This window comes from Oryzobacter terrae (assembly GCF_042756445.1).
GTDB classification, from domain to species: domain Bacteria; phylum Actinomycetota; class Actinomycetes; order Actinomycetales; family Dermatophilaceae; genus Oryzobacter; species Oryzobacter terrae.
The window spans coordinates 2,417,724-2,442,772 of the sequence record NZ_CP170578.1 but is presented as its reverse complement, the minus strand read 5'-3'; the positions used below and the strand labels follow the sequence as shown (position 1 = coordinate 2,442,772).

Genomic DNA, 25,049 nt, shown 5'->3' with positions numbered 1-25,049 from the left:
CGCCGGCGGGAGGCGGGCCGCTCACTCCATCGAGGCGAGCTCCTCGAGGTAGGCGTCGATGGTGCCGAGGCCGACCTTCGCGCGCCGGACGTCGACCTGCGCCTCGTCCTCGATGGGGGTGCGCGGCTCGGGCTTTCCGGTGGCGTCGGCTCCCCACTGGGTCCCGTAGGCCTGCGGCTCCCCCTTGGCCACCCGGACCCGGTCGACGAGGTACGCGTGGTCGCTCGGGTCGGCGTCGCCCTGCTCGACGGCCGTCGTCATGAGGGTGAGCCCGCGCTCCTGCAGGGGGACGTCGAGGTCGGCGTGCTGGACCAGCACCCACGCCGCGAAGGCCCCGTCGCTGCCGACGAGGCGCCAGCCCGGCCAGCCGTGCTCGTCGAGGATCTCGGCCATCCTGGCGTTGTTCCGCCGGTCGGTCTCGTCCCAGTCGCCGGCGAGCTCCCCGGCGGTCCGTGCGTCACCGGGCGGCGCGACACCGGTGCGCACCGCCTGGTCCTGGACGAGCATCGCGAGCAGCTCCGTGCGCAGCTCCGGCTCCGCGACGGGAGCGGTCGTCGGCGGCTTGTCGATGATCGACGGTGCCGGCGCGGGAGCCCGGCTCACGCCGGGGGACCCCGACGGGCTCGCCGATGACGACGCGCTGGCCGTGGTGGACGGCGAGCCGGACCGCGGGTCGTCGGTCCGCACGCTGCAGCCGGCGGCCATCACGGCGACCGCCGCGATGACGGCGCCGAGCGCGCCGGCCGTGCGGCCCACCCGAAGGGCCGTGCGGTCCCGTCCCTGCCCCATCGGCAGAGTGTGGCAGGCGGGCCTAGGACGGGCCAGTGCTCGTCGCCCGCGGTCAGCCGCCCGGAACGGCCAGGCTCCCCAGGGCGGGACCGTCGAGCCGGAAGCGGGTCCACTCGTCCTGCGCCACGGCGCCGATCGACTCGTAGAAGCCGATGCTCGGGGTGTTCCAGTCGAGCACCCACCACTCGAGGCGGTGGTAGCCGCGCTCGACGCAGATCGCCGCGAGCGTGCGCAGCAGCTCCTGCCCCAGCCCCGAACCCCGGTGTGCCGGCGTGACGTAGAGGTCCTCGAGCCAGATCCCGTGGGTGCCCGTCCACGTCGAGAACGACAGGAACCACAGGGCGCAGCCGACGACCTCGCCGTCGACCTCGGCGACGTGGGCGAAGACGGCCGCGTCCCGCCCCTCCGGGAAGAGCGCCTCTCGCAGCTGCTCCTCGGTCGCGTCGACCTCGTGCAGCGCCTTCTCGTACTCGGCGAGCTCACGGACGAGCCGGAGGACGACGGGCACGTCCTCGACGACGGCCGGACGGATGCGCGAGGTCACCCGCCGATCCTAGGTCGCCGCCGCCACCCGCCGACCCCCGGTCGCCCCCGGCGTCACCGACCCCGGCCGCCGCCGCCACCCGCCGACCCCCGGTCGCTCCCGGCGTCACCGACCCCGGCCGCCGCCGCCACCCGCCGAACCGCGGCCGCCGGCGTCACTCACCGCCCCACCGCCGGCGCTGTCCCTCGCCGCCGACGTCACCGACCGACCCTCGGCCGCCGACGTCACCGACCGACCGACCCTCGATCGCCGGCCCGTCCGGACGTCCGGCGGTCCGGGCGCCACCCACCGCTCCCTCCTTCCCGCCCTCCCAGAACCCTCAATCCACTGGATCGATCGATCAAGCGGGTGGAGCAGTTCGGGAGAGGGGTGGTGTCCGGCCGTGGCAGGGTGTCGACGTGCCGACCCCGCTCTTCCACCTCGCCGAGGCCGACCACTGGGCCGCGGCCCGGGTGTCCGGCCGCTACGAGCGCTCGAGCCTGGGGCTCTCCCTCGCCGACGCGGGCTTCATCCACCTCTCCACCGCCGCGCAGTGGCCCGGCGTCCTCGGGCGCTACTACCGCGACCACGAGGGCGAGCTCGTCCTCCTCACCGTCGACCCCGAGGCCGCCGGAGCCGAGATCCGCTGGGAGGCAGGGGGACCCGGAACGACCGACCTCTTTCCCCACCTCTACGGGCCCCTCCCCGTCGCCGCCGTCACGGCGACCCGCGTCCTCAGGCCCCCGTTCGGCGCGCCAACGGCCTGAGCTGGCGGCCGTCGGCACCGAAGTTCGCCGGGTCGAGCCACGCGTCGAGGCGGGCCCGCACCTGCGGCCACTCGGCTCCGGTCACCGACCACCACGCGGTGTCGCGGTTGCGCCCCTTGGTGACGACGGCGTTGCGGAACACGCCCTCGAACGTGTAGCCGAGCCGCTCGGCGGCCGCCATCGACGGGGCGTTGAGGACGTCGCACTTCCACTCGACGCGCCGGTAGCCGAGGTCCTCGACGACGTGGCCCATGAGCAGCCGGTGCGCCTCGGTGGAGCCGGCCGTGCGCCGCAGCGGCGTCCCCAGGACCACGGCGCCGACCTCGAGGACCCCGTTCGCCGGGTCGACCCGCATGAGGGACAGCACACCCGCGGGCTCCCCGGCCACGAGGACGGCGTAGGCCAGCGTCGGCGCCCCGACCATCTCGTCCACGACCACCCGCGTGCCGTCGACGCCGGTGGGCCGCTCCATCGGGAGGTAGGTCCAGTCGGCCTCGCTCGTGCCCTCCCACGCACTCCACAGCGCCCCGGCGTCACCGGGCTCCAGCGGGCGGAGGGTGACGAGGCGCCCGGTGAGGGTCGCCCCGGGCGGGAACGGGGCGCCCGTCCACGCGTCGACGGCGTCCCCGACCGGCTGGCCGAACGCGTTGTGGCGCACCGTCATCAGGGCGCGAGGGCACTCGCCGGCAGGTCGAACCAGCGGAGGTGGTCGAAGTCGTCGGTGAGGACGGCGGGGATGCTGAGGTCGGGCGGGGTCGCGGCGGCGAGGATGCGCGCGCCCTCGGACAGCTGGTCGGCGAGGACGTCCTCCCCGGCCCGCTCGAGGCCGCGCGGCACGTCCATCTTGCCGGCGTCGGTGTAGCGCACGGCGCCGAGGCGGATCGGCGGCTCGACGACGCCGTCGCGGTGTCGCCAGCGCCCCGTCAGGGGGTCGAAGAGGTAGTCGCCGAGCAGCCGCCAGCCGTCGCGCGCGACGAGGCGGACGGCCTCGACGACGTACTCGGCCACGGTGTCGGAGAGGAAGTAGTTGAAGTTCACCCGCACCCAGCCGGGCTTGATGCCCTCGCAGCCGCCGGTGATCTCGCGCTCGAACTCGTGGCTGCGCTCGAGGTCGATGCCGAGGAGCCGGTGCCCGTAGGGGCCGGCGCACGAGCAGCCGCCGCGCGACTGGACGCCGAACAGGTCGTTGAGCAGGGCCACGACGTAGTTGTGGTGGAGGTACTGGCCCGACGGGGCGCGCACGACGAAGGAGACGATCGACAGGCGCGGGGCGTCGAGGTTGCCGAGGATCTCGATCCCGGGTTCGCTGCGCCAGGCCTCGACGGCCCGCGAGAGGAAGTGCTCCTCGCGGGCGCGGATCGTCTCGACCCCGACGGCCTCCTTGAGCTGGAAGACCAGTCCCGCCCGCACCGCCTCGATGATCGCCGGGGTCCCGCCCTCCTCGCGGTGGGCCGGGTCGGCGAGGTAGGCGTGCTCCTCGGGGTTGACGTACGCGACGGTGCCGCCGCCCGGGACGACGGGGACCCGGTTGGTGAACAGCTCGCGACGCGCGACGAGGACGCCCGGCGTCGACGGGCCGCCGATGAACTTGTGCGGCGAGAGGAAGACGGCGTCCTTGTACGAGAGCGGGTCGCCGCCGGCCGGGGCGTTCATCTCGATGTCGACGTAGGGGGCCGCGGCGGCGAAGTCCCAGAAGGCCAGCGCCCCGTGGGCGTGGAGCATCGCCGAGATCCCGTGGGTGTCGCTGACGATGCCGGTGACGTTCGAGGCGGCGCTGAACGAGCCGATGACGAGGGGCCGGTCGGCGAACTCCTCGAGGCGCTCCCGCAGGTCCTCGCGACAGACCCCGCCGTCGGCGTCCTGGCGGATGGCGACGACGTCGGCGACGCACTCGCGCCACGGGATCTCGTTGGAGTGGTGCTCGTAGGGGCCGATGAGGACGACGGGGCGCTGGTCGGCGGGGACGTGCCGCGCCAGGTCCCACCGGTCCTCGAGGTTGCTCGGGATCCGCAGGCCGAGGACGCCGATGAGCTTCTCGATGGCGCCCGTGCACCCCGAGCCCGCGAAGAGGACGACGGTGTCGTCGTCGCCGTGGACGGCGTCGCGGATGATGCGACGCGCGTCCTCGCGCAGGCGGGTCGTCTGCAGGCCCGTGCCGCTGCTCTCGGTGTGGGTGTTGGCGTACGCGGGCAGGACCTCGTCGCGGATGAAGTCCTCGATGAAGGTCAGGGCCCGGCCGCTCGCCGTGTAGTCGGCGTAGGTGACCCGACGCCGTCCGTAGGGCGTCTCCATGACGTGGTCCTCGCCGATGACGGAGGACCTGATGAGGTGGAGCAGCGCGTCCTCGCGGGACCCCGCGGTGGCGGGTCCGCGCGCGCCGTCGGTGGTGCGCTCAGCCATGGCCCCCACCCTCCCACGCGTCCACCCTCGCCCGAACCCGGTGCATCCGGATGCAGTTTTGCACTGCCGTGCATGGGAGGCGTACGCTGCGGGACATGTCCACCCGCTCCCGCACCGTCGACGGCGGCGCCGACCGCTGCTCCGTCGTCGCGGCGGCCACCTCGCTGCGCGACCGCAAGCGCGACGAGACCCGCCGCTCGCTGGCCGCCGCGGCCTACGGCATCGTCCGCGACGAGGGCGTCGACGCCCTGACCGCCGAGGCCGTCGCCGACCGGGCCGGGGTCTCGCGCCGCACCTTCTTCAACTACTTCCCCTCCGTCGACTCCGTCCTCACCGCGAGCATCGCCGAGTTCTTCGACTCGGTCGGGGCCCGCCTGGCGGCCCGCCCGCGGGACGAGGACGTCCTCGACAGCGCCGTCGCCGTCATCACCGACCCGAGCGACGTCGAGCTCCTCGAGCGGATCGCCGTCATCGCGCGCGCCGCCGAGGTCTCCCCCCACGCCCGGGGCCTGTGCCTCGTCGAGCTCCACGCGTGGCTCGAGTGGCTCGAGGGCTGGCTGCGCGAGCGGCTGCCCGCGGGCACCGACGACCTGCGCATCGCCACGACCGCCTCGACCCTCGTGGGCGCGGCCGAGGCGGCCTTCCGCGTCTGGGCGCGCGCCGCGGCCGCCGGGGTCGAGGCACCCGTCCTGCGCGACTCCCTCACCAGCGCCCTCGACCTCGTCCGCACCGGGCTCGACCCGCACCGCACCGGCAGCGTCGCCGGTCGCCCGTCCTGACCTCTCCCCCACCCGAGAAGGCCCCCATGTCCTCCCTCCTGTACCGCCTCGGCCGCTGGTCGGCGACGCACGCCTGGCGCGTCATCGCCCTCTGGGTCGTCCTGCTCGCCGTCGTCGGCGCCATGGCCGGCACCCTCGGCAAGCCGCTGAGCAGCCGGATCACCATCCCCGACACCCAGTTCCAGCGGGTCCTGGACACGCTGGGCCGCGAGATCCCCGACGCCGCCGGCGGGTTCGCGACCGTCGTCCTCCAGAGCGACGACGGCGCCTTCACCCCCGAGCAGCAGGAGGTCGTCGAGGGCGTCCTCGACGACTGGCGCGCCGTCCCGCACGTCACCCGCGTCATCGACCCTTTCGAGGCCCAGGAGCAGCTCGACTCCTCCGGCGCGGCCCTCGACGAGGCCCGCACCGACCTCGACGCCGGGAAGGCGAAGCTCGAGGACGGCCGGAAGCAGCTCGCCGACGGCAGGCTCCAGCTCTCGGGCGGCGAGGCGCTGCTCGCGCAGCTCGAGGCCGCCAACCCCGACGACCCGTCCATCCCCGCGCTGCGCGCCCAGGTCGAGGACGGCCGCGCCCGGCTCGCGACGGCCGAGGCCGACCTCACCACGGGTGAGGACGAGCTGCGCGCCGGACAGGAGCAGCTCCGCGACGGGACCGCCGTGCGCGCGGCCTCCGGTGGCACGGGCCTGGTGAGCGAGGACCGCAGCGTCGCCGTCACCCAGCTCCAGTTCGACGACGCCCCCCAGTCGGTGCCGCTCGAGGACCGCGAGAAGGTCCCCGCGGCGGCCGACTCGAAGCTCGCCGCGGCCGGGATCACCGCCCACTACAGCGTCGAGATCACCCAGGAGATCGCCCTCGTCGGTCCCGGCGAGATCATCGGGCTCACCGTCGCGGTGCTCGTGCTCATCGCCGTCCTCGGCAGCCTCGTCGCGGCCGGCCTGCCGCTGCTCGTCGCCCTCCTCGGCGTGGGCGTCGGCCTCGGCGCCGCGATGGTCGCCACCGCGGTCGTCGAGCTCAACCAGACGACGCCGGCGCTCGCCCTCATGCTCGGGCTCGCCGTCGGCATCGACTACGCCCTGTTCATCGTCACGCGGTACCGGGCCTCGCTGCTGCGCGGCGAGGACCGCACCGAGTCGATCGGCCGGGCCGTCGGCACCGCCGGCAGCGCCGTGGTCTTCGCCGGGATGACCGTCGTGATCGCCCTCGCCGCGCTCACCCTGTCGGGGATGCCGATCCTCGCCGAGATGGGCCTGGTCGCCGCCGCCACGGTGGCGGTCGCGGTCGTCGTCGCGGTCACGGTCAGCCCTGCGGTGCTCGGCCTCATGGGTACCCGGGTGGTCTCGAAGCGCGGCTGGCGCCAGGCCGGCTGGGCGGTACCGGGCGACCCGTCGTCGCGCGCCGCCGTCGAGGGCGCGCACCGCGCCGAGGACTCCGCCGACGGCACCGAGGAGCACGGCGCCTGGTACGTCCGGTTCGTCACCGCGCGACCGTGGCTGACCGTCCTCGGGGTGGTCGCCGTCCTCGGCACCGCCTCGATCCCGGTCGCCTCGATGCAGCTCGGCCTCCCCGACGGTGGCGCCGAGCCGAAGGGATCGTCGGCGCAGGTCGCCTACACGACGATCGGCGACGCCTTCGGCGCGGGCATGAACGGCCCGGTCATCGCCGTCGCGACGCTCCCGTCCGGCGAGGTGCCCACGACCGATGCCGGGGTGCTCCGCGAGCAGGCCCGGATCGCGACCGCGCTCAAGGACGTCGAGGGCGTGCGCAGCGTCCTGCCGTTCGGCGTCAGCGACGACAAGGACACCCTCGCGTTCCAGATCGTCCCGACGACCGGCCCGGCCGACCCCGCGACGAAGGAGACCGTCGACCGGATCACCTCCGCCGCCGGGCTGCTCGAGCGGCACAGCGGCGTCGAGGTCGGCCTCACCGGTGCGACCGTGGCCAACATCGAGCTGGCGGACCGGTTGGCCGCAGCCCTGCCGGGCTACCTGCTCGTGGTCGTCGGCCTGTCGTTCGTCATCCTCGTCCTCGTCTTCCGGTCGGTCGTCGTGCCGCTCGTGGCCACCGGAGGGTTCCTCCTGTCGATCGGTGCCGCGTTCGGTGCGACCGTCGCCGTGCACCAGTGGGGTTGGGCCGCGGGCGTGTTCGGCGTGAGTCAGCCCGGGCCGATCCTCGCGTTCGGGCCGATCATCCTGCTCGGCGTGCTCTTCGGGCTCGCGATGGACTACCAGATGTTCCTCGTGTCGGGGATGCACGAGGCGCGGTCCCACGGGCAGGACAGCCGCACCGCGGTCCGGACCGGGTTCGTCCACGGGGCCAAGGTCGTCACGGCCGCGGCCGTCATCATGTTCTCGGTGTTCCTCGGCTTCGCCTACTCGCACCTCGCGATGGTCCGGCCGATCGGGTTCGGGCTGGCCGTGGGCGTCATCGTCGACGCCGTCCTCGTCCGGATGACGCTGACCCCCGCGGTCATGCACCTGCTCGGCGACCGCGCCTGGTACCTGCCGCGCTGGCTCGACCGGCTGCTTCCCGACCTCGACGTCGAGGGCCTCAGGCTGTCCGAGCGCCTCGCCGCCGGCGAGCTCGGCTCGGCACCGGCCACCGCGAGCGCCACCGAGCGCGACAGGGAGCCCGTCGGCTCCTGACCCAGGCACTTCGTGCGGGTCACCCACCTCCCACGGGCCGGCAGCGGCCTCGCGGCGTGGGTGACCCGCGACGGGTGGGGACCCTCAGCCGACGAGGGCGCGTCGGGGCAGGGCGCTCGGGTGGTGGATGAGGTCGGTGAGCAGGGCCACGGCCCGCTCGGCCGCGGGGTTGGGAGACCCGACGTCGCGCACGAGGGCCGCGAGGTGCCGCACCGGCGCCGGGGGCTCGAGGTGGACCCGCGCCACCGTGACCGGCAGGCTGCGCGCCGCGAGCCCCGGCATCACCGACACCCCGACCCCGGCACCGACGAAGCCGATCGCGGTGTAGTGGTCCTGGGCCTGGACGGTGAACCGTGGACGGAAACCCGCTGCGGCACAGGCGGTGACGACGAGCCGGTGCCCGTAGGACTTGGCGTAGTCGTTGCTGACCCACGTCTCGCCCTTGAGCTCGGAGAGGGCGATGGTCCGCTCCCCCGCGAGCGGGTGGCCGCGCGGGACGACGGCGACGAACTGGTCGTCGATGAGGTCGGTGCGCTGGTACCCGGTCGGGACCGGGGAGTCCGGGGGCTCGATGACGAGGTCGATGTCGGGCCGCGGCCCGCGGTGCTCCACCTCGGTGAGGACGAGCTCGAGGACGAGGTCGGGGTACTCGCTCGTCAGGCGCTTGACGAGCGAGGGCATCCACGCCGCGCCGGCCGAGGCGAAGTACCCGATGGACAGGCGCCCCGAGCGCCCGTCGCGCAGGTCGGCGACGACCTGGTCGAGCCGCCCCCACTGGCTCATCACCTCGTCGCTCTGGGCATGGAGGACGAGCGCGGCCTCGGTGGGGACGATGCCCCGGCCCGCCCGCTGGAACAGGGTCAGGCCGGTCTCCTTCTGGAGCGCCTGGAGGTGCTGGCTCACGGCGGAGGAGGTCAGCCCGAGGTTGTCGGCGGCGGCCTGGACCGAGCCGCTGGCGACGACGGAGCGGAAGACACGGATGCGGTGCGGGTCGAGCATGCGATGAATCTTAAGCCATACTGCGGAACCCCTAAGTAAAGTCGCGTTGTGCTGAATGGTTGACGGGTGGATCATTGTCCCCATGAACACCGCAACCCTGTCCGTCCAGAGGGCCCGCGCCCTCGCCGCCCAGTTCCGCACCTCGCGCCACCACGGCCGTGGCTGGTCGCAGCACACCGACCGCGACCTCGTCCGCGAGTCGCAGGAGCTCTACCTCATGGCCCAGGCCACGGCCCCGCGCCTGTACTGAGCCCCACCCCTCCGGCAGGCGCCACCGACGCCGCCGCCGGGGACCGCGACCCACCCGGTCGCACCGCTGAACTGACCCTCGCGCCACGACCTGGCGGAGGGTCAGTGTCATGTCCGGGGGTTCCCGCAGGTCAGCGGCCGTGTCCAACGCTGGGCGGGCCTGCAGCCAACGGCCCACGGACCGCCCTTCGGTGGTTGGCTGGCAGCACACGGTGCCGTGTGGTGCCGACCGACGAGAAGGGTGCAGCAGATGAGCGACCTCCCCATGGACGACCAGCTCCCTGATGGCGACGGCAAGCTCGGCGGGGCCGAGGGCCCGGCCGACGCGGGCGCCGGTGACACCGGGCTCCCCGGCGAGCACGACGGCGGGGCCGACGGCGGCGCCGGCGGCGGCGCGGGCGCCACCGATCCCGAGGGTCCGGCCGACAGCGGCGCGGGCGACACCGCCACCGAGGGCGAGCACGATGGCGGGGCGGACGGCGGCGCGGACGCCTCCTGATGACCCGACGCACCGACGCCCGGGACGCGGCCGACCAGGCCGTGCTCCCGGGCGCCGTCGCGCCGGAGCGGGGCCTGGCGACCTTCGTCGCCGTCGGCCACGACGCGTTCGCCCGGGACCACTGGGGTCGAGCGCCACTGCTGACCCGCGCCGACGAGCTCCCCCCGCCGACCCACGGCTTCGGCCCCGACGCCGTCGACGAGCTGCTGTCCTCGCGCGCGCTGCGGACCCCGTTCCTGCGGATGGCCAGGGACGGGGCGACCCTCCCCGACTCCGCCCTCACCCTCGGCGGGGGCGTCGGCGCCACCATCGGCGACCAGGTGAGCGAGGACAAGGTCCTGCGCCAGTTCGCCGAGGGCGCGACGATCGTCCTCCAGGCGCTGCACCGCACGTGGGAGCCGGTCGGCCGCACGGCCCGCGAGCTCGCCGCCGACCTCGGGCATCCCGTGCAGGTCAACGCCTACGTCACCCCGCCGCAGAACCGCGGGTTCGACGACCACTACGACGTCCACGACGTCCTCGTCGTCCAGGTCGCCGGCGAGAAGCACTGGCAGGTGCGGCGCCCCGTCCTCGACGCACCGCTGCGCACCCAGCCGTGGACCGACCGCCGTGAGGCCGTCGCCGCGGCCGCCCGCGCCGAGCCGGTCGTCGACGCGGTGCTGCGCCCCGGCGACTGCCTCTACCTCCCCCGCGGGTGGCTGCACTCGGCCACCGCCCTCGGCGGCGTCAGCACCCACCTCACCTTCGGTATCCACACGTGGACCGTCCGGCACGTCGTCGACGACCTCGTCGGCGCCGCGGCCACGCACCTCGATGGCGACGCCGCGGCCCGCGCGTCGCTCCCCCTCGGCGCCGACCTCCTCGACCCGGAGTCGCCGGCCGCGCTGCGCGCGACCGCCCGCCGCGCCCTCGACGCCGCCCTCGACGCCGTCTCCGACGACGAGCTCGCCCTGCTCCTCGCCGCCCGGGTCCGCGGGTCCCAGCGCGCCGAGCCGCTCGGTGTCCTCGGCCAGCACGCCGCCGCCGAGCGCACCCACGTCCACGCCTGGCGGGTCCGCGACGGGCTCGCGGCGCGGTGGGAGGGCGACACCCTCGTCACCCGCGTGGCCCGCGTGGAGGTGCCCCCCGAGGCCCACGACGCGCTGCGCGTCGTCCTCAACGGGGACCTCGACCCCGCACGCCTGCACGGCGACCTGCTGCGCCGCCTCGTCCTCGCGGGGGTCCTCGTGCCGGCCACGGGCGCCGGGGGAGCGCCCGCGCCGCCGCTGCCCTGAGGGCCTAGGTCGAGGCGCGCACGACGAGGGTCGTCGGCAGCACCGTCTCGGGGGCGACCTCGCGCCCCTCGAGACGGGCGAGGAGGAGGTCGGCCATGACGGCGCCCATCTCCTCGACCGGCTGGCGCACGGTCGTCAGCTCGGGGTCGGTGTGGCGGCACACGGGGGCGTCGTCGAACCCGACGAGCGCGACGTCGTCCGGCACCCGCAACCCGGCCTCCCGCAGCACCCGCAGGGCGCCGGTGGCCATGAGGTCGGCCGCGGCGAAGACCCCGTCCGGCGGTGGCGATCCGTCCGAGAGCAGGGCCCGCATCCCCGCCTCGCCCGACCGCTCGCTGTAGTCGCCCTCGACGACGCGGACGTCGGCGTCGTCGAGGCCGGCCGCCCGCCACGCCTCCCGGGCCCCGGCGAGGCGGTCGAGCCCCGAGGACATGTCCTGCGGGCCGGTGATGAGGGCCAGCCGGCGCCTCCCGCGGTCGACGAGGTGCGCCACCGCCGCGAACCCCCCGCCGTGGTTGTCGGCGTCGACGACGCAGGCGGGGCGGCGCTGCGCGGGCCGGCCGGCGCACACGGTGGGCAGCCCGCGCGCCTCGAGGACGTCGGCGAGGTCGTCGTCGGCGTGCAGCGACAGGAGGAGGGCGCCGTCGACGTGCTGGTCGGTGAGGTAGTCGACGACGCGAGCGCGGTCGCGGGCCCGACCGGCCATCGTGAGGACGAGCTGGAACGGGGTCGTGCCGAGGCGTTCGCCGATGCCGCGCACCGTCGCCGCGAAGTAGGGGTCGCCGAAGAGGCGCTCGCCGTCCTCGGACACCACGAGGGCGACGGTGTCGGTCCGTCGGGTCACGAGGGAGCGGGCCGCCCGGTTGGGGACGTAGCCGAGGACGCCGACGGCCTCGAGCACCGCCGCGCGCGCGGCCTCGGAGACCTGGGGTGAGCCGTTGAGCACCCGGGAGGCGGTGCCGCGCCCGACGCCGGCGACCCGGGCCACCTCGTCGATGGTGGGAGGCCGCCCGGCACCCGTGCCGTGGCCGGGTTCCCTGTCGGCCCCGGCACGGGTGCCAGTCGGTGTGGGGCGGGTCGACCGCGGACGAGCCGCGACCGTGCTCCGTGTGGGAGCGCTCCCATCCTCCACGCGACAGTTGTCCCACACCCGCGTCCTGGCGGTCTAGAGGTGTCCACGGTCGTGTCGAAACCGTGACCCCCGGCCCCCCCATCCGCCGCGTGTGCCCAGGTGGTCGCCCCGGCGACCGCGTGAGCACACGCGGCGGAACGGGGCGCGCCTGCGACGGGGTGGCCGCACACGGGTCAGGGGCGATTGTGTGCGGCGCCCACACAGGGCCGGCCGTCCACCCGGCCTACCGTCCTCGACATGGCCGACGCACACGCCCTCCACGGGGCCACCGCGGGGCTCGTCCCCGACCTCGACGGACGGACCGCCCTCGTCACCGGGGCCGCGAGCGGGATCGGCCTCGCCGTCGCGCGCGCCCTGGCCGAGCGGGGCGCCAAGGTCCACGCCGTCGACCGCGACGCCTCCGGCCTGGCCGAGCTCGCCGACCTCGGCCTCGTGACCCCGGTGACCGCCGACCTCTCCGACCTCGACTCGCTCACCGGGCTGCCGAGCGACGTCGACGTCCTCGTCAACAACGCCGGCGTCCAGCACGTCGCACCCGTCGAGGACTTCCCCCTCGACCGCTTCGACCTCATCCACCGCCTCATGCTCGCGGCCCCGTTCCGGCTCATCCGGCAGTCGCTGCCGCACATGTACGAGCGAGGCTGGGGGCGGGTCGTCAACGTGTCGAGCGTCCACGGGCTGCGGGCGAGCCCGTTCAAGTCGGCCTACGTCAGCGCCAAGCACGGGCTCGAGGGACTCTCGAAGGTCGTCGCGCTCGAGGGCGGCGCCAAGGGCGTCACGAGCAACTGCGTCAACCCCGCGTACGTGCGCACGCCGCTCGTCGAGCGCCAGATCACCGACCAGGCGCGCACCCACGGCATCGAGGAGTCCGAGGTCGTCGAGGACGTCATGCTCGCGCCCGTCGCGGTCAAGCGACTCGTCGAGCCCGAGGAGGTGGCGAGCCTCGTCCTCTTCCTCTGCGGTCCCGCCTCGGCCTCGGTCAACGGGGCGTCGCTGACGATGGACGGCGGGTGGACGGCGCACTGAGCGCGGCCGGCCCCGCCCGTGGGCCGCGCGCCCTCCCTAGGATCGGGGCCGTGACGAGCGAGGTGGAGGACACGGGCTCGCTCGAGGACGTCCTCCGCCTGCTCGAGCTGCTCGCCTCGGGCGCCTCGACCGCCGACGTCGCCGCCGCGCCCGCACCGCCCACGGCGCGCGACCTGGCCCTGCGCGTGGCCGCCGGGCGCGAGGTGCACCAGCGCCGCGAGGCCGGCCTCAGTGCCCTCCTCGAGACCGCCCGCGCCCTGGCCACCGAGAACGACCCCGCCCAGGTCCTCGACGCGATCGTGCGCCGGGCCCGCGCCCTCCTCGGTACCGACCTGGCCTACCTCACCCTCTTCGACCCCGAGCACCACGACACCTACATGCGGGCCACCGACGGCTCGGTCTCGGCGGCGTTCCAGTCGGTGCGCCTCGCCCTCGGCGCCGGTCTCGGCGGCCTCGTGGCGTCGACCCGCAAGCCGTACTGGACGGCCGACTACCGCGCCGACGACCGGTTCCGCCACACGAGCGAGATCGACGGCGCGGTCGGCGAGGAGGGCATCGTCGCGATCTGCGGGACGCCGCTCATCGTCGGCGGCACGTTCGTCGGGGTCCTCTTCGCCGCCAACCGGTCGTCGCGCCCGTTCACCCGCGAGGAGGTCGGCCTCCTCGGCAACCTCGCGACCCTCGCCGCGGTGACCCTCGTCCAGACCCGCGCCCTCGCCGACGCCGAGGACGCGCTGCGGCAGCTGTCCGGCGCCCACGAGACGGTGCAGCAGTACGCGGCCGGCGTGGAGAAGGCCGCGGCGGCGCACGACCGGTTCGCCTCTCTCGTCCTCGAGGGAGGCGGCGTCGACGACCTCACCCTCGCCCTCGCCGACCTGCTCGGCGGCTGGGCCGTCGTCGTCGGCGAGGACGGCACGATGCGCAGCGCGTCGCCGCGGGCCGGGACGGTCCCCGACGGCCTCGCCGCCCTGCCCGACCTGCCCGACCTCGACGCCGGGCGCCTCGTCGAGCACGACGGCGTGTACGCCCTGGGGATCGCCGCCGCCCGCGAGCGCCTCGGCACGCTCGTCGTCGGCGACGTCGGCACCCTCGACGACTCCGACCGGCGCACGGTCGAGCGGGCCGGGGTCGTCACCGCCCTCGTCCTGCTCTTCGAGCGGCAGGCCGCCGACGCCCGCCAGTCGGCCCGCAACCGGGTGCTGACCGAGCTCGTCACCGCCCGCGGGCCCGTCGAGGACCGGCTCGAGCTCGCCCGCGGGGCGGGCCTGGACCCCGACACCGCGTACTGCCTCCTCGTCGTGCGCGGCGAGCCGACGGCCTCCACCCGGGGGCTGCTCCTCTCGGCGGGCTCGGCGCTCGACGAGGGCGCTCTCGTGGGGTCGCACGAGGGGGACACCGTCGCGCTCGTGCGCGGCGACGACCCCGACCAGCTCGCGCGGACGACGGCCCAGCGGATCGGGCGTCGCACGGTGGCCACCGTCGCCGGGGTCGGACCGCTCACCGGCGTCGAGGGCGTGCCGGCCGCCCACGAGGAGGCGGTGCGGACCGTCGCGGCCCTCGTGGCCCTCGGTCACCGCGGGCGCGGCGCCGCGGCCACCCAGCTGGGGTTCGCGGGCCTCATCGTCGGCTCGGCCCCCGACGTCGAGTCGTACGTCCGGCGCGAGCTCGGCCCGGTCGCCGACTACGACGCCAAGCGGGGCACCGACCTCGTCGCGACGCTCGCCGCCTTCTTCGAGGCCGGCCGCAGCCCGCTCCACGCGGCCGGGCTGCTCCACGTCCACGTCAACACGGTGGGCCAGCGGCTCGAGCGGATCGGCGCGCTGCTCGGCCCCGACTGGCAGGAGCCCGAGCGCTCGCTCGAGCTCCAGCTGGCCCTGCGCCTCACCCGCCTCCTCGACCACCCCTGAGGACGACGCGTCACCTCCCGGTGGGAGGCTGGGCGACGTGCGAGCCCTGACCTACGACGCGTTCGGTGCGACCCCGCGGGTCGCCGAGGTCCCCGACCCGGTCGCCCCTCCCGGCGGTGCGGTCGTGCGCGTCCTCGCCAGCGGCCTGTGCCGCAGCGACTGGCACGGCTGGATGGGCCACGACGCCGACATCACGACCTTCCCCCACGTCCCGGGCCACGAGCTCGCCGGCGTCGTCGACGCGGTGGGCGCAGGGGTCGACCCCATATGGGTCGGGGTGCGCGTGACGGCGCCGTTCGTCATGGCCTGCGGGGCGTGCGCCGTCTGCGCCTCCGGCAACGGCCAGGTGTGCCCGCGGCAGCGCCAGCCCGGCTTCACCGACCCGGGCTCCTTCGCCGAGCTCGTCGTCGTCCACGCCGCCACGACCAACCTCGTCCGGCTGCCCGACGACCTCGACGTCAGGGCGGCCGCCGGTCTCGGCTGCCGGGTCGCCACGGCGTACCGCGCGGTCGCCCACCGGGCCCGGGTCGAGGGCGGGGAGAGCGTGCTCGTCATCGGCTGCGGCGGGGTGGGGCTCGCGGCGGTGGCGGTGGCCCGGGCCCGGGGGGCGCTCGTGTGCGCGGTCGACGTCTCGGCCGCGTCGCTCGACCGGGCGCTCTTCCACGGCGCCGACGAGGTCGTCGACGCCTCGCTCGGCCCCGACCGCGTCGTCGACGCGGTGCGGCACTGGAGCGGGGGCGCCGGGGTGGCGGTCGGCATCGACGCCCTGGGGTCGCCCGAGGCGTGCCGCACGAGCATCCGCTCGCTCGCCCGGCGCGGGCGGCACGTGCAGGTCGGCCTGCTCCCCCCGGCGGCCGGGCGCGCCGCCGTCCCGATGGAGCGGGTCATCGGCTGGGAGCTCGACGTCCTCGGCAGCCACGGCATGGCGGCCGCCGACTACCCGGCCATGCTCGAGGACGTCGCGGGCGGTCGCCTCCCGCTCGGCGACCTGCTCGCCCCCGACGCCGAGCCGCTCGGCCTGGAGGCGGCAGGCGAGGCGCTCGTGGCGATGGGCACCGCTCCCTCGCGCGGCATCCTCGTCGTCGACCCGACCCGCTGAGACCGGGCTCCTCGCGCGCACCGGTGTCGGGCGGGGTCAGTCCGGGAGGTGCGCCAGGAGCAGGGCGGTGAACTCGTCCGGCCGTTCCATCGAGGGCAGGTGGGCGACGTCGGGCCAGTCGACCCGTCGCGCGCCGGCGACGAGCCCCTCGACGAGGTCGGCCGCCGCGCGGGAGGTCTCGAGGTCGTGGCCCCCGACGAGCACCGTCGTGGGACAGGCGATCTCGTCGAGGCGCTCGGTGACCGGCGGGTCGGGCTCGAGCTCGTCGACGTCCTCGGGCCAGGTCTCGCCGAGGACGAAGACCGCGCGCTGCATCGTGCGCACCGCGTCGACGACGGCGGGGTCGACGGCGGACGCGTGGCGCCCCGGGCCGACGACCCAGGCGGCGATGTTCGCCTCGGTCGCGGCGTCGAGGTCGTCGTCGGCGAGGGCCTGTCGCTCGGCGGCGAGGAAGTCCTGGAGGTCGCCGGTCAGCTCGGTGAGGAGCGCGCCGCCGGGGGGCGCGAGGAGGAGGGAGGCGACCCGCTCGGGGTGGGTGACGGCCACGGTCGCGGCGACCCCCGCGCCGAAGGAGGCCCCCACGAGGTGGGCCCGCTCGATGCCCAGCCCGTCGAGGAGGGCGACGACGTCGGCGACGTGGTCGAGCGGCCCGGTGGGCGGGGTGCCCGACCCGCCGAAGCCGCGCAGGTCGGGGCGGGCCGTGTCGCGGACGGCGGTGAGGGCGGCCCACTGCGGGTCCCACATCCGGCGGTCGGCGACCCCAGCGTGGAGGAGCACGACGGGCACGGCACCGCTCGGGCCGCCCCGGTCGTGGGCGAGCACGGGCTGCGGGGGGGCCGCGGTCACCGGCGCGTGGCGGGGTCGGGGACGGTGGTGGCGCTCGGGGAGGTCATCCGCTCATCCAACGCCCCGCCGCCCGCCGACGCCACCGAGTTGCCGTGGCCGCCCGCCGCGGCCCGCCCGCGCTGTCGGGAGGGGTCGGTCGTCGGCGCGCATGCGCGACCGGAAGGGCGTCGCCTGGGCGTCGCTCCCGTGCACGGGCCTCGTCGCAGATCCGGCGCGGCCGGAACGGGCGTCGTCGGAGGTCCCGGGCGGCTGCAAGGGTGGTGCCCCCGGAGATGCTCAACCCGCTGGATCGATCGATCCAGCGGGTTGAGCAGGTGCGGACGCACCCATGGGAGGGAGCGGGTCCCGGTCAGGGTGGAGACTGGACGGATGGGACTGCGGGACCGGTGGGAGGAGCGGGTGCTGCCGCGCCTGACCCACCAGGCCCTCCAGGCCGAGCCGGCGCTCACCTGGCGCCGCGACGTGTGCGCGGGTGCGCGCGGCGTCGTCCTCGAGATCGGCTTCGGCTCGGGCCCCAACCTCGAGCACTACCCCGCGGCGGTGACCACGGTCCTCGCCGCCGAGCCCGCGGACCTCGCGTGGGAGCTCGCCGCCGAGCGGATGGCCGCCTTCGGGCGCCCCGTCTCGCGGGTCGCCACCGACGCCGCGTCCCTGCCCGCGGCCGACGGCAGCGTCGACACCGTCGTCTCGACGTGGGCCCTGTGCACCGTCCCTCGCGTCGAGGACGCGCTGCGCGAGGCTCGCCGCGTCCTGCGCCCCGGAGGCACCCTGCGCTTCGTCGAGCACGGCCTCAGCCCGGACGCGAGGGTGGCCCGGGCCCAGCGGCGGATCCAGCCGTGGTGGGGGCCGGTCGCCGGAGGCTGCCACGTCGACCGCGACGTCACGGCCCTGATGACGGCCGCGGGCCTGAGCGTGGAGGTCGAGCGCGCGGCCGACGTCGCGGGCTGGCCGGGGCGCTCGTGGGGCTGGTTCACCGCGGGGTCGGCGCGACCGGCCTGACCACGCGTGCGCGCCGGTGACGGAACGGGTCAGGCGAGCGAGAGGAAGAGCTTCTCCATCGCCGCGACGTCGCTCTCCTGCGCCCCGGGCGTCGTCAGGCACTGGCGCAGGCCCACCGCGATGACGGCGAACCCGGCGCGGTCGAGGGCCTTGGAGACCGCCGCGAGCTGGGTCACGACCTCCGAGCAGTCGCGGCCGTCCTCGATCATCCGCAGGACGCCGCCGATCTGCCCCTGGGCGCGCTTGAGCCGCTTGACGACGGCCTGCATCTCCTGGGGGTCAAGCTCCATGCCCGCGCCTCCTGAACTGGTGGACGGCGCGACCCTACCGGCGGCTGACCTGCGGCGTCAGGCGTTCTGCTGCTCCGCTGCCACCCCGGCCTGCGCGGCCGCGAGCTGGGCACGCACGTCGTCCATGTCGAGGCCCTTGATGCCCTCGATGACCTGCTCGAGCCCGGAGGGCGGGAGGGCGCCGGACTGGCGGTAGACGAGGATGCCCTCGCGGAAGGCCATGATCGTCGGGATCGAGGTGATCTGGGCGGCCCCGGCGAGCGCCTGCTCGGCCTCGGTGTCGACCTTGCCGAAGACGACGTCCTCGTGCGTGGCGCTCGACTTCTCATAGGTCGGGGCGAACTGGCGGCACGGCCCGCACCACGACGCCCACCAGTCGACGAGGACGATGTCGCTCGACGTGATGGTGCTCTCGAAGGTGTCGGCGGTCAGCTCGACGGTGGCCATGGTGCTCCTCGGGTCGACGGTGGTCGTGTCCTGGCCGGCCCGTTCGTGCAGGTCCGGCGTGTCGGGGGTGGAACACGAAACGCGGCCCGCATCATCCCGTGGCGCTCGTCACGGCAGGATGGACGGCGTGTCGGCCACCCTCGCGCGCGCCCTCGACGCCGTCCTCGACGGCCTCCCCGCCGACGCCCTTCGCCGCGCCACGGCCACCCTCATCGAGGTCTACCGCAGCGGCTCGCCGCCGAGCGCCCAGGTCCTGCGCGACCCCACGACGGCGGCGGCCTACGCGGCCTACCGGATGCCGGCCACCCACGCCGCCGTGTCGCGGGCGCTGCGCCACGCGAGCGACCTCGTCCCCGACGACGCCCTCGCCGTCCGGTCGCTCGTCGACCTCGGGGGCGGGACGGGAGCCGCCACCTGGGCCGTCGCCGAGGCCTTCCCCGACCTCGAGGACGCCACCGTCCTCGACGGGTCGGCCGACGCCCTCGCCCTCGGCCGGCGGATCGCCGCCCACGGCGAGGGTTCCATCGCCGGCGCGACGTGGCAGCGCCACCTCATCGGCGCGGAACCCGCTGTGCCACACGCCGATCTGGTGACCGTCAGCTACGTCCTCGGCGAGCTCGACGACCGCCTGCACGCCCCGCTCGTCGACGCCGTCATGGCCTCCTCGCGGCTCGCGCTCGTCGTCGAGCCCGGGACACCGCGGGGCTACGCCGCCGTCCTCGCGGCCCGCGACCGGCTCGTCGACGGTGGCTGGCACCTCGTCGCCCCGTGCCCCCAGGACGGGCCGTGTCCCGTCGCGTCCCGGCCCGGCGACTGGTGCCACTTCGCGGTGCGGCTCGACCGCTCGGCGCTGCACCGCCGGGTCAAGGCGGGCGCCCTCGGCCACGAGGACGAGAAGTTCTCCTACGTCCTCGCGAGCCGCGACCCGCTGCCCCGGGCACAGGCCCGGGTGCTGCGCCACCCGGTCCGTCGCAAGGGCCTGGTGCAGCTCGACCTGTGCGACACGCGGGGGTCCACGACGCGGGTGGTCGTCACCCGGCGCGACCCGACCGCGTACCGTTCGGCGCGCGACGCGTCCTGGGGGGACGCGTGGCCCGACAGCCCGCCCGGTTAGGGTCGGACCCGTACGACAACGAGCTATCCAAGGAGCAGACACATGACCAAGAAGGACATCGCCCAGGCCGTCGCCGGCCGGACCGACGTCTCCGCCACCGCGGCCGAGGAGATCCTCACCGCGGCGCTCGACGTCATCGGCGAGCAGCTCGCCAAGGGCGAGGAGGTCCGCCTCGCGGGCTTCGGCACCTTCGAGACCCGTGAGCGCGCGGCCCGTACCGGCCGCAACCCGCAGACGGGCGAGGAGATCGCCATCGCCGCGTCGACCTCGGTCGGCTTCAAGGCCGCCGCGCAGCTCAAGCGCGCCGTCAACGGCTGACGCGAGCACCAGCGCACCCGGGGCGCCGGTCACCTTCGGGTGGCCGGCGCCTCGTCGCGTCTCCACCGTCATCACCCCTGTCGGCCACGGATTCCGCAGGCCGAACGGCGCCGCAACCCCCCTTTCAGAAGCCTGGAGCCGTGCGTATGCTCGCCACCATGCACCAGTACATCGGCGGGGAGCGCCGTGCCGCGACCTCGGGCGAGCGCGTCGACGTGCTCGACCCCAGCACGAACGAGACGCTCGAGACGGTGACCCTCGCGAGCACCGCCGACGTCGACGCCGCCGTCGCCGCGGCGGGAGCCGCCTTCGCCGAGTGGTCGCGGGCCACGCCCGTCGAGCGGTCGACCGTCCTGCTCAGGGCCGCCGCCCTCCTCGACGAGCGCGCCGAGGAGCTCGCGCAGCTCGAGAGCCGCCAGGCGGGCAAGCCGATCCGCCTCGCCCGCGAGTTCGACGTCCCGGGCACCGTCGACAACACCGCCTTCTTCGGGACCGCCGCCCGCCGCCTCGACGGGATGGCGAGCGCCGAGTACTCCGGCGACCACACGTCGAGCATCCGCCGCGAGCCGATCGGGGTCGTCGGCTCCATCGCCCCGTGGAACTACCCGCTCCAGATGGCCGCGTGGAAGGTCCTCCCGGCGATCGCGGCGGGCAACACCATCGTCCTCAAGCCCGCCGAGATCACCCCGCTGACCTCGCTGCTCTTCGCCGAGGCCTTCACCGAGGCCGGAGCTCCCCCCGGCGTCGTCAACGTCGTCACCGGGACCGGCCCGGTCGCCGGCGAGCACCTCGTCGGCCACGAGGACGTCGCGATGACGTCGTTCACCGGCTCCACGGCGGTCGGCCGTCGCGTCATGGCCACCGCGTCCAGCACCGGTAAGAGGGTCCACCTCGAGCTCGGCGGCAAGGCGCCGTTCGTCGTGTTCGACGACGCCGACCTCGAGGCCGCCGTGCACGGCGCGGTCGCGGCCTCCCTCATCAACACCGGGCAGGACTGCACCGCGGCCACGCGCGCGATCGTCCACCGCTCCCTCCACGACGCGTTCGTGCAGGGGGTCGCCGACCTCATGGCGCAGGTGCGCATCGGTGCCACGGACGACGAGGCCACCGACCTCGGCCCGCTCAGCTCGGCCGCGCACCGCGACAAGGTCGCCGGGATGGTCGAGCGCGCGCGCGGGTACGCCAAGGTCGTCACCGGCGGCGCGGCCCCGGGCGGCGACCTCGCCCGCGGCTGCTACTACGAGCCCACCCTCGTCAGCGACGTCCCGCTCGACTCCGAGCTCTGGCGCGACGAGGTCTTCGGCCCGGTCCTCGCCGTCGTCGCGTTCGACGACGACGACGAGGCGATCCGCCTGGCCAACGACACCCCGTTCGGCCTCGCGGCCTCCGCCTGGACCCGCGACACCTACCGCGCCGGCCGGGCCACCCGCGAGATCCGCGCCGGGTGCGTGTGGGTCAACGACCACATCCCGATCATCAGCGAGATGCCGCACGGCGGGTACGGGCACAGTGGGTTCGGCAAGGACATGTCGGCCTACTCGCTCGACGAGTACACCAACGTCAAGCACGTCATGCACGACACGACGGCCGTGGCGCACAAGCCGTGGCACCGCACGATCTTCACCCTGCCCTCCTGACGCCGAAGAGGACCCGATGACCGAGTTCAGCACCCCCGACACCCAGGCCGACCCCGAGCGGGGGGCCCGGGTGGCGCGCGACGACCGGGCGCACGTCTTCCACTCGTGGTCGGCGCAGGCGCTCATCGCGCCGCTGCCCATCGCGGGCGCCTCGGGGAGCCACTTCTGGGACTTCGAGGGCAGGCGTTACCTCGACTTCTCGAGCCAGCTCGTCAACGTCAACATCGGCTACCAGCACCCGAAGCTCGTCGCGGCGATCCAGGAGGCCGCGGCCCGCCAGTGCACCATCGCGCCGAGCTTCGCCGACGAGTCGCGCTCGGAGGCCGCCCGGCTCATCGCCGAACGCGCTCCGCAGGGTCTCGAGAAGGTCTTCTTCACCAACGGCGGGGCGGAGGCCACCGAGAACGCGATGCGGATGGCGCGCCTGCACACCGGCCGCCACAAGGTCCTGGCGACCTACCGCAGCTACCACGGCGCCACCGCCGGCTCGATCACCGCGACCGGTGACCCCCGCCGGTGGGCCAACGAGCCGGGCGTGCCGGGCATCGTCCACTTCTGGGGGCCGTACCCGTACCGCTCGCCGTTCCACGCGTCGTCGGCCGCCGAGGAGGGCGAGCGCGCCCTGCAGCACCTGCGCGACGTCATCATGGTCGAGGGGCCGTCGACGATCGCGGCGGTCATGCTCGAGACCGTCGTCGGCACGAACGGGATCCTCGTCCCGCCGGACGGCTACCTCGCCGGGGTCCGCGAGATCTGCGACGAGCACGGGATCGTGTGGATCGCCGACGAGGTCATGGCCGGCTTCGGGCGCTGCGGCGAGTGGTTCGCCGTCGACCACTGGGGGGTCACCCCCGACCTCATCTGCTTCGCCAAGGGCGTGAACTCCGGCTACGTCCCGCTCGGGGGCGTCGTCATCAGCGAGCCGATCGCGGCGACGTTCGAGGAGCGCGTCTTCCCCGGCGGGCTCACCTACTCGGGCCACCCGCTGGCGTGTGCGTCGGCCGTCGCGTCGATCCGGATCTTCGAGGAGGAGGGGATCCTCGAGAACGTCCGCAAGGTGTCCGACACCGTCATCGCCCCGCGCCTGGCCGAGATCGCCGAGAGGCACCCGAGCGTCGGCGAGGTCCGCGGGCTCGGCTTCTTCTGGGCGCTCGAGCTCGTCAAGGACCGCGAGACGCGCGAGCCGCTCGTGCCGTACAACGCCTCCGGAGCCGCGGCCGGCCCGATGAACGAGTTCATGGCCGCGGCGAAGGCCGAGGGACTGTGGCCGTTCGTGCACTTCAACCGGACCCACGTCGTGCCGCCGTGCACGACGACCGCCGAGGAGATGGCCGAGGGCCTCGACATCCTCGACCGCGCCCTCGAGGCCGCCGACCGCCACGTCGTCTGATGGGGCTGGTCGACGACGCGCTCAAGGTCCGCGGGATCCTCGGCAAGGGGGTGCGGGCGGTGCGCGCCCGCCGTTCGGTGCGGGCCCGGCTCGCCCAGCGGCCCGCCGTGCCCGACGGCACCGTCGAGGTCGCCGTCTACTTCACCGACGGTCCGGAGAACCTCTACCAGCTCGACCAGTGGTACGAGCCCCTGCGCCGCCTCCACGAACGCCACCACGTCACCGTGCTGTCGCGGAACTGGGAGGCGACCAACGCCCTGCTCGACGCGTGCCCGGTCCCGGTCCACCACGCCCCCGACATCGACGGCGTCGAGGCGTTCCTGCTCCGCCAGCCGGTGCGCGCGGTCCTCTACGTCAACCAGAACCAGATGAACTTCTCGGCGATGCGCTTCGCCGACCCGGCGCACGTCTTCATCTGCCACGGCGAGTCCGACAAGGACTACATGTCGAGCAACCAGCTCAAGGCGTACGACCACGTCTTCGTCGCGGGGCAGGCGGCACGCGAGCGGATCCTGCGCAAGCTCGTGGGCTTCGACGAGTTCCGGATGATCGAGGTCGGACGTCCCCAGGTCGACGTCGAGTACCCCGGCCCGACCCTGCCCGCCGACGGGCGGACCGTCGTCCTCTTCGCGCCGACGTGGGAGGGGGACCGCGCGAGCATGCGCTACTCCTCGGTCGAGAGCCACGGGCCGGCCCTCGTCCGCTCGCTCGTCGCGACCGGCCGCCACCGGGTCGTCTACCGCCCGCACCCGCGCACGGGGATCGTGCTGCGCTCGGTCCGGGCGGCCCACGAGGAGGTCGTCTCGCTCCTGCGTGCCGCCAACCGCGCCGACCCCACCGCCGGCCACGTCGTCGACACCGAGGGCGGGTTCGGCTGGCAGCTCGCCGCGGCCGACGTCGCGGTCATGGACGTCTCCGCCGTCGCCTACGACTGGCTCGCGACGGCCAAGCCGCTGCTGCTGACCCGGCCGGCCGAACCGCGCGCGGTCGTGCCCGACGTCGGCCTCACGACCGAGACCGAGCTGTTCCCCGCGGCGTCGGCCGGGCGCGCTGCCGAGGCCGTCGACGCCGCCGTCGCGCACCCCTCCGACACCCACGCCGCGCTCGTGCGCCACTACTTCGGCGACACGAGCCCCGGCGCGAGCATGACCCGCTTCCTCGACGCGTGCGACGAGGTCGTCACGAGCCGGGCGGCGGCCCTGGCGGTCAGGGACGCCCCGCCGACGTCTCCGGAGGGGTGACGCCGCACTCCTTCGCGGCGGCGGCGAGGTCGGCCCGCACGGCCTGACGCTCGGCCTTGGTGAGGGGCCCCCACGGGCGCTGGAGGTCGGCCTCCCGCAGGCACTGACGCTGCTCGTCGGTGAGGCCGTCCCAGAAGGCGCGGGCCCGGGCGAGGGGGAGCTTGACGTCGCAGGCGTCGGCGGCCGTGGTGACCTTCGCCCGCAGGGCCTGGCGCTCGGCGTCGGACAGCGGCCCGAGCGGGCGGGTGCCGACCTCCTTCCGCAGGCAGGTCTGCTGGGCGTCGGTGAGGTCCCGCCACCAACCGCGGGCGGCGCGGCCGGGGGTCTCGGCGGCATCGGCGGAGGACGCGGCGGAGGACGCGGTGCTGGACACGACCGCCGTGGTCGGGAGGCCGGGCATCGCGGCCTCGACGGCGGCGACGGGGGCCGGCGTCGCGAGGGCGCTCGTCGCGACGACACCGGTCGTCACGGTGGCGCCGCCGACGGCGAGGACGACGAGGGAGGTGCGCAGGCGGTTCATCGAGGGCTCCGTTCTCCGGGGCGCGGTGGCCGCGTCACGGGGGGTGAGGTGGTGCTGACGACGCAGGACCCTCCTCCCCGGACCTCGCGACCGGATGGAGCCGACCTCGCGATCGGCTGGGGACGGCGGCCTCGTCGTCCTCAGGAAGTCCGCAGGAAT

The 25,049-nt window shown here is 75.1% G+C and carries 25 protein-coding genes; 15 read left to right on the top strand and 10 right to left on the bottom strand.

The features are described from left to right. Positions 1-21: 21 nt before the first annotated feature. Together ACFWN3_RS11525 and ACFWN3_RS11520 are read right to left on the bottom strand one after the other, a co-directional pair. Positions 22-789, bottom strand: a complete 768-nt coding sequence (locus ACFWN3_RS11525) for a DUF6624 domain-containing protein (RefSeq protein WP_377639697.1) — start codon at positions 787-789, stop codon at positions 22-24. Between the two features lie 52 nt (positions 790-841). Beyond that, a complete protein-coding gene (locus ACFWN3_RS11520; protein WP_377639695.1) occupies positions 842-1,333 on the bottom strand; it encodes a GNAT family N-acetyltransferase in 492 nt (163 codons plus the stop codon). Positions 1,334-1,731: 398 nt separating this feature from the next. Between ACFWN3_RS11520 and ACFWN3_RS11515 the strand changes: the two genes are divergently transcribed. Continuing rightward, complete coding sequence (locus ACFWN3_RS11515; RefSeq protein WP_377639693.1) at positions 1,732-2,079, top strand: DUF952 domain-containing protein; 348 nt, start codon at positions 1,732-1,734, stop codon at positions 2,077-2,079. Here ACFWN3_RS11515 and ACFWN3_RS11510 read toward each other — a convergent pair. Together ACFWN3_RS11510 and ACFWN3_RS11505 are read right to left on the bottom strand one after the other, a co-directional pair. Continuing rightward, entirely contained in the window at positions 2,048-2,743 is a 696-nt protein-coding gene (locus tag ACFWN3_RS11510) for a GNAT family N-acetyltransferase (protein WP_377639691.1), read from the bottom strand. The two genes, ACFWN3_RS11515 and ACFWN3_RS11510, sit on opposite strands and share 32 nt — an antisense overlap. After that, positions 2,743-4,479, bottom strand: a complete 1,737-nt coding sequence (locus ACFWN3_RS11505; RefSeq protein WP_377639690.1) for an aminotransferase class V-fold PLP-dependent enzyme — start codon at positions 4,477-4,479, stop codon at positions 2,743-2,745. Before ACFWN3_RS11505 ends, ACFWN3_RS11510 begins: the two co-directional genes overlap by 1 nt. A gap of 95 nt (positions 4,480-4,574) precedes the next feature. Here ACFWN3_RS11505 and ACFWN3_RS11500 point away from each other — a divergent pair, with 95 nt between their 5' ends. Further along, a complete protein-coding gene (locus ACFWN3_RS11500) occupies positions 4,575-5,258 on the top strand; it encodes a TetR family transcriptional regulator (protein ID WP_377639688.1) in 684 nt (227 codons plus the stop codon). Positions 5,259-5,284: 26 nt separating this feature from the next. Then, positions 5,285-7,903, top strand: a complete 2,619-nt coding sequence (locus tag ACFWN3_RS11495; RefSeq protein ID WP_377639686.1) for an MMPL family transporter — start codon at positions 5,285-5,287, stop codon at positions 7,901-7,903. An 84-nt stretch (positions 7,904-7,987) separates the two neighbouring features. Here the strand turns inward: ACFWN3_RS11495 and ACFWN3_RS11490 are convergent, their stop codons facing one another. Continuing rightward, positions 7,988-8,902, bottom strand: a complete 915-nt coding sequence (locus ACFWN3_RS11490) for a LysR family transcriptional regulator (RefSeq protein WP_377639684.1) — start codon at positions 8,900-8,902, stop codon at positions 7,988-7,990. Between the two features lie 82 nt (positions 8,903-8,984). On the opposite strand from ACFWN3_RS11490, the gene ACFWN3_RS11485 reads away from it, so the two are divergent. From ACFWN3_RS11485 to ACFWN3_RS11475, 3 genes are all read left to right on the top strand, one after another. Next, the gene (locus ACFWN3_RS11485) at positions 8,985-9,152 is read left to right on the top strand and encodes a hypothetical protein (protein ID WP_377639682.1); all 168 of its coding nucleotides are present in this window, start codon (positions 8,985-8,987) and stop codon (positions 9,150-9,152) included. Between the two features lie 249 nt (positions 9,153-9,401). Continuing rightward, positions 9,402-9,650, top strand: coding sequence for a BatC protein (locus tag ACFWN3_RS11480; RefSeq protein ID WP_377639680.1), 249 nt, complete (start codon positions 9,402-9,404; stop codon positions 9,648-9,650). Next, a complete protein-coding gene (locus tag ACFWN3_RS11475) occupies positions 9,650-10,924 on the top strand; it encodes a cupin domain-containing protein (protein WP_377639678.1) in 1,275 nt (424 codons plus the stop codon). The genes ACFWN3_RS11480 and ACFWN3_RS11475 overlap by 1 nt, the downstream gene beginning before the upstream one ends. 4 nt (positions 10,925-10,928) lie before the next feature. Here the strand turns inward: ACFWN3_RS11475 and ACFWN3_RS11470 are convergent, their stop codons facing one another. Continuing rightward, a complete protein-coding gene (locus ACFWN3_RS11470) occupies positions 10,929-11,912 on the bottom strand; it encodes a LacI family DNA-binding transcriptional regulator (RefSeq protein ID WP_377639676.1) in 984 nt (327 codons plus the stop codon). A gap of 381 nt (positions 11,913-12,293) precedes the next feature. Between ACFWN3_RS11470 and ACFWN3_RS11465 the strand changes: the two genes are divergently transcribed. From ACFWN3_RS11465 to ACFWN3_RS11455, 3 genes are read left to right on the top strand one after another with little or no spacing between them, the layout of a single operon-like run. Beyond that, entirely contained in the window at positions 12,294-13,082 is a 789-nt protein-coding gene (locus ACFWN3_RS11465) for a 3-hydroxybutyrate dehydrogenase (protein ID WP_377639674.1), read from the top strand. 50 nt (positions 13,083-13,132) lie between these two features. Then, the gene (locus ACFWN3_RS11460) at positions 13,133-14,989 is read left to right on the top strand and encodes a helix-turn-helix domain-containing protein (RefSeq protein ID WP_377639672.1); all 1,857 of its coding nucleotides are present in this window, start codon (positions 13,133-13,135) and stop codon (positions 14,987-14,989) included. Between the two features lie 37 nt (positions 14,990-15,026). Further along, positions 15,027-16,088: an alcohol dehydrogenase catalytic domain-containing protein gene (locus tag ACFWN3_RS11455; RefSeq protein WP_377639670.1), complete on the top strand. Its 1,062-nt coding sequence runs from the start codon at positions 15,027-15,029 to the stop codon at positions 16,086-16,088. A 36-nt stretch (positions 16,089-16,124) separates the two neighbouring features. Here ACFWN3_RS11455 and ACFWN3_RS11450 read toward each other — a convergent pair whose 3' ends face one another. After that, a complete protein-coding gene (locus tag ACFWN3_RS11450) occupies positions 16,125-16,934 on the bottom strand; it encodes an alpha/beta fold hydrolase (protein ID WP_377639668.1) in 810 nt (269 codons plus the stop codon). Between the two features lie 369 nt (positions 16,935-17,303). Between ACFWN3_RS11450 and ACFWN3_RS11445 the strand changes: the two genes are divergently transcribed. Next, positions 17,304-17,933, top strand: coding sequence for a class I SAM-dependent methyltransferase (locus ACFWN3_RS11445; protein ID WP_377639666.1), 630 nt, complete (start codon positions 17,304-17,306; stop codon positions 17,931-17,933). Positions 17,934-17,962: 29 nt separating this feature from the next. Here ACFWN3_RS11445 and ACFWN3_RS11440 read toward each other — a convergent pair whose 3' ends face one another. Then, positions 17,963-18,223 (bottom strand): metal-sensitive transcriptional regulator, encoded by a 261-nt coding sequence (locus ACFWN3_RS11440; protein WP_377639664.1) that lies wholly within the window; start codon positions 18,221-18,223, stop codon positions 17,963-17,965. Positions 18,224-18,280: 57 nt separating this feature from the next. After that, on the bottom strand, positions 18,281-18,670 hold the full coding sequence (trxA, locus tag ACFWN3_RS11435) for a thioredoxin (protein WP_377639662.1): 390 nt from the start codon (positions 18,668-18,670) through the stop codon (positions 18,281-18,283). Between the two features lie 127 nt (positions 18,671-18,797). Here trxA and ACFWN3_RS11430 point away from each other — a divergent pair, with 127 nt between their 5' ends. From ACFWN3_RS11430 to ACFWN3_RS11410, 5 genes are all read left to right on the top strand, one after another. Beyond that, entirely contained in the window at positions 18,798-19,784 is a 987-nt protein-coding gene (locus ACFWN3_RS11430; RefSeq protein ID WP_377639660.1) for a small ribosomal subunit Rsm22 family protein, read from the top strand. A gap of 42 nt (positions 19,785-19,826) precedes the next feature. Then, positions 19,827-20,102, top strand: coding sequence for an HU family DNA-binding protein (locus ACFWN3_RS11425; RefSeq protein ID WP_377639658.1), 276 nt, complete (start codon positions 19,827-19,829; stop codon positions 20,100-20,102). A 158-nt stretch (positions 20,103-20,260) separates the two neighbouring features. After that, positions 20,261-21,739, top strand: a complete 1,479-nt coding sequence (locus tag ACFWN3_RS11420; protein ID WP_377639656.1) for a gamma-aminobutyraldehyde dehydrogenase — start codon at positions 20,261-20,263, stop codon at positions 21,737-21,739. 16 nt (positions 21,740-21,755) lie between these two features. Further along, the gene (locus ACFWN3_RS11415; RefSeq protein WP_377639654.1) at positions 21,756-23,129 is read left to right on the top strand and encodes an aspartate aminotransferase family protein; all 1,374 of its coding nucleotides are present in this window, start codon (positions 21,756-21,758) and stop codon (positions 23,127-23,129) included. Then, on the top strand, positions 23,129-24,370 hold the full coding sequence (locus ACFWN3_RS11410; protein ID WP_377639652.1) for a CDP-glycerol glycerophosphotransferase family protein: 1,242 nt from the start codon (positions 23,129-23,131) through the stop codon (positions 24,368-24,370). Before ACFWN3_RS11415 ends, ACFWN3_RS11410 begins: the two co-directional genes overlap by 1 nt. On the opposite strand, the gene ACFWN3_RS11405 is transcribed toward ACFWN3_RS11410, so the two are convergent. Then, positions 24,336-24,890 (bottom strand): hypothetical protein, encoded by a 555-nt coding sequence (locus tag ACFWN3_RS11405; protein ID WP_377639650.1) that lies wholly within the window; start codon positions 24,888-24,890, stop codon positions 24,336-24,338. The two genes, ACFWN3_RS11410 and ACFWN3_RS11405, sit on opposite strands and share 35 nt — an antisense overlap. Positions 24,891-25,049 lie beyond the last annotated feature (159 nt).

What these genes read in the sequence shown, in the direction of transcription:
- ACFWN3_RS11465 (WP_377639674.1), top strand. Translation starts at nt 12,294, where the DNA reads ATGGCCGACGCACACGCCCTCCACGGGGCCACCGCGGGGCTCGTCCCC.
- ACFWN3_RS11500 (WP_377639688.1), top strand. Translation starts at nt 4,575, where the DNA reads ATGTCCACCCGCTCCCGCACCGTCGACGGCGGCGCCGACCGCTGCTCC.
- ACFWN3_RS11425 (WP_377639658.1), top strand. Translation starts at nt 19,827, where the DNA reads ATGACCAAGAAGGACATCGCCCAGGCCGTCGCCGGCCGGACCGACGTC.
- ACFWN3_RS11485 (WP_377639682.1), top strand. Translation starts at nt 8,985, where the DNA reads ATGAACACCGCAACCCTGTCCGTCCAGAGGGCCCGCGCCCTCGCCGCC.
- ACFWN3_RS11420 (WP_377639656.1), top strand. Translation starts at nt 20,261, where the DNA reads ATGCACCAGTACATCGGCGGGGAGCGCCGTGCCGCGACCTCGGGCGAG.
- ACFWN3_RS11405 (WP_377639650.1), bottom strand. Translation starts at nt 24,890, where the DNA reads ATGAACCGCCTGCGCACCTCCCTCGTCGTCCTCGCCGTCGGCGGCGCC.
- ACFWN3_RS11480 (WP_377639680.1), top strand. Translation starts at nt 9,402, where the DNA reads ATGAGCGACCTCCCCATGGACGACCAGCTCCCTGATGGCGACGGCAAG.
- ACFWN3_RS11495 (WP_377639686.1), top strand. Translation starts at nt 5,285, where the DNA reads ATGTCCTCCCTCCTGTACCGCCTCGGCCGCTGGTCGGCGACGCACGCC.
- ACFWN3_RS11415 (WP_377639654.1), top strand. Translation starts at nt 21,756, where the DNA reads ATGACCGAGTTCAGCACCCCCGACACCCAGGCCGACCCCGAGCGGGGG.
- ACFWN3_RS11440 (WP_377639664.1), bottom strand. Translation starts at nt 18,223, where the DNA reads ATGGAGCTTGACCCCCAGGAGATGCAGGCCGTCGTCAAGCGGCTCAAG.
- ACFWN3_RS11525 (WP_377639697.1), bottom strand. Translation starts at nt 789, where the DNA reads ATGGGGCAGGGACGGGACCGCACGGCCCTTCGGGTGGGCCGCACGGCC.
- ACFWN3_RS11490 (WP_377639684.1), bottom strand. Translation starts at nt 8,902, where the DNA reads ATGCTCGACCCGCACCGCATCCGTGTCTTCCGCTCCGTCGTCGCCAGC.
- ACFWN3_RS11475 (WP_377639678.1), top strand. Translation starts at nt 9,650, where the DNA reads ATGACCCGACGCACCGACGCCCGGGACGCGGCCGACCAGGCCGTGCTC.
- ACFWN3_RS11445 (WP_377639666.1), top strand. Translation starts at nt 17,304, where the DNA reads ATGGGACTGCGGGACCGGTGGGAGGAGCGGGTGCTGCCGCGCCTGACC.
- ACFWN3_RS11410 (WP_377639652.1), top strand. Translation starts at nt 23,129, where the DNA reads ATGGGGCTGGTCGACGACGCGCTCAAGGTCCGCGGGATCCTCGGCAAG.
- trxA (WP_377639662.1), bottom strand. Translation starts at nt 18,670, where the DNA reads ATGGCCACCGTCGAGCTGACCGCCGACACCTTCGAGAGCACCATCACG.
- ACFWN3_RS11505 (WP_377639690.1), bottom strand. Translation starts at nt 4,479, where the DNA reads ATGGCTGAGCGCACCACCGACGGCGCGCGCGGACCCGCCACCGCGGGG.
- ACFWN3_RS11510 (WP_377639691.1), bottom strand. Translation starts at nt 2,743, where the DNA reads ATGACGGTGCGCCACAACGCGTTCGGCCAGCCGGTCGGGGACGCCGTC.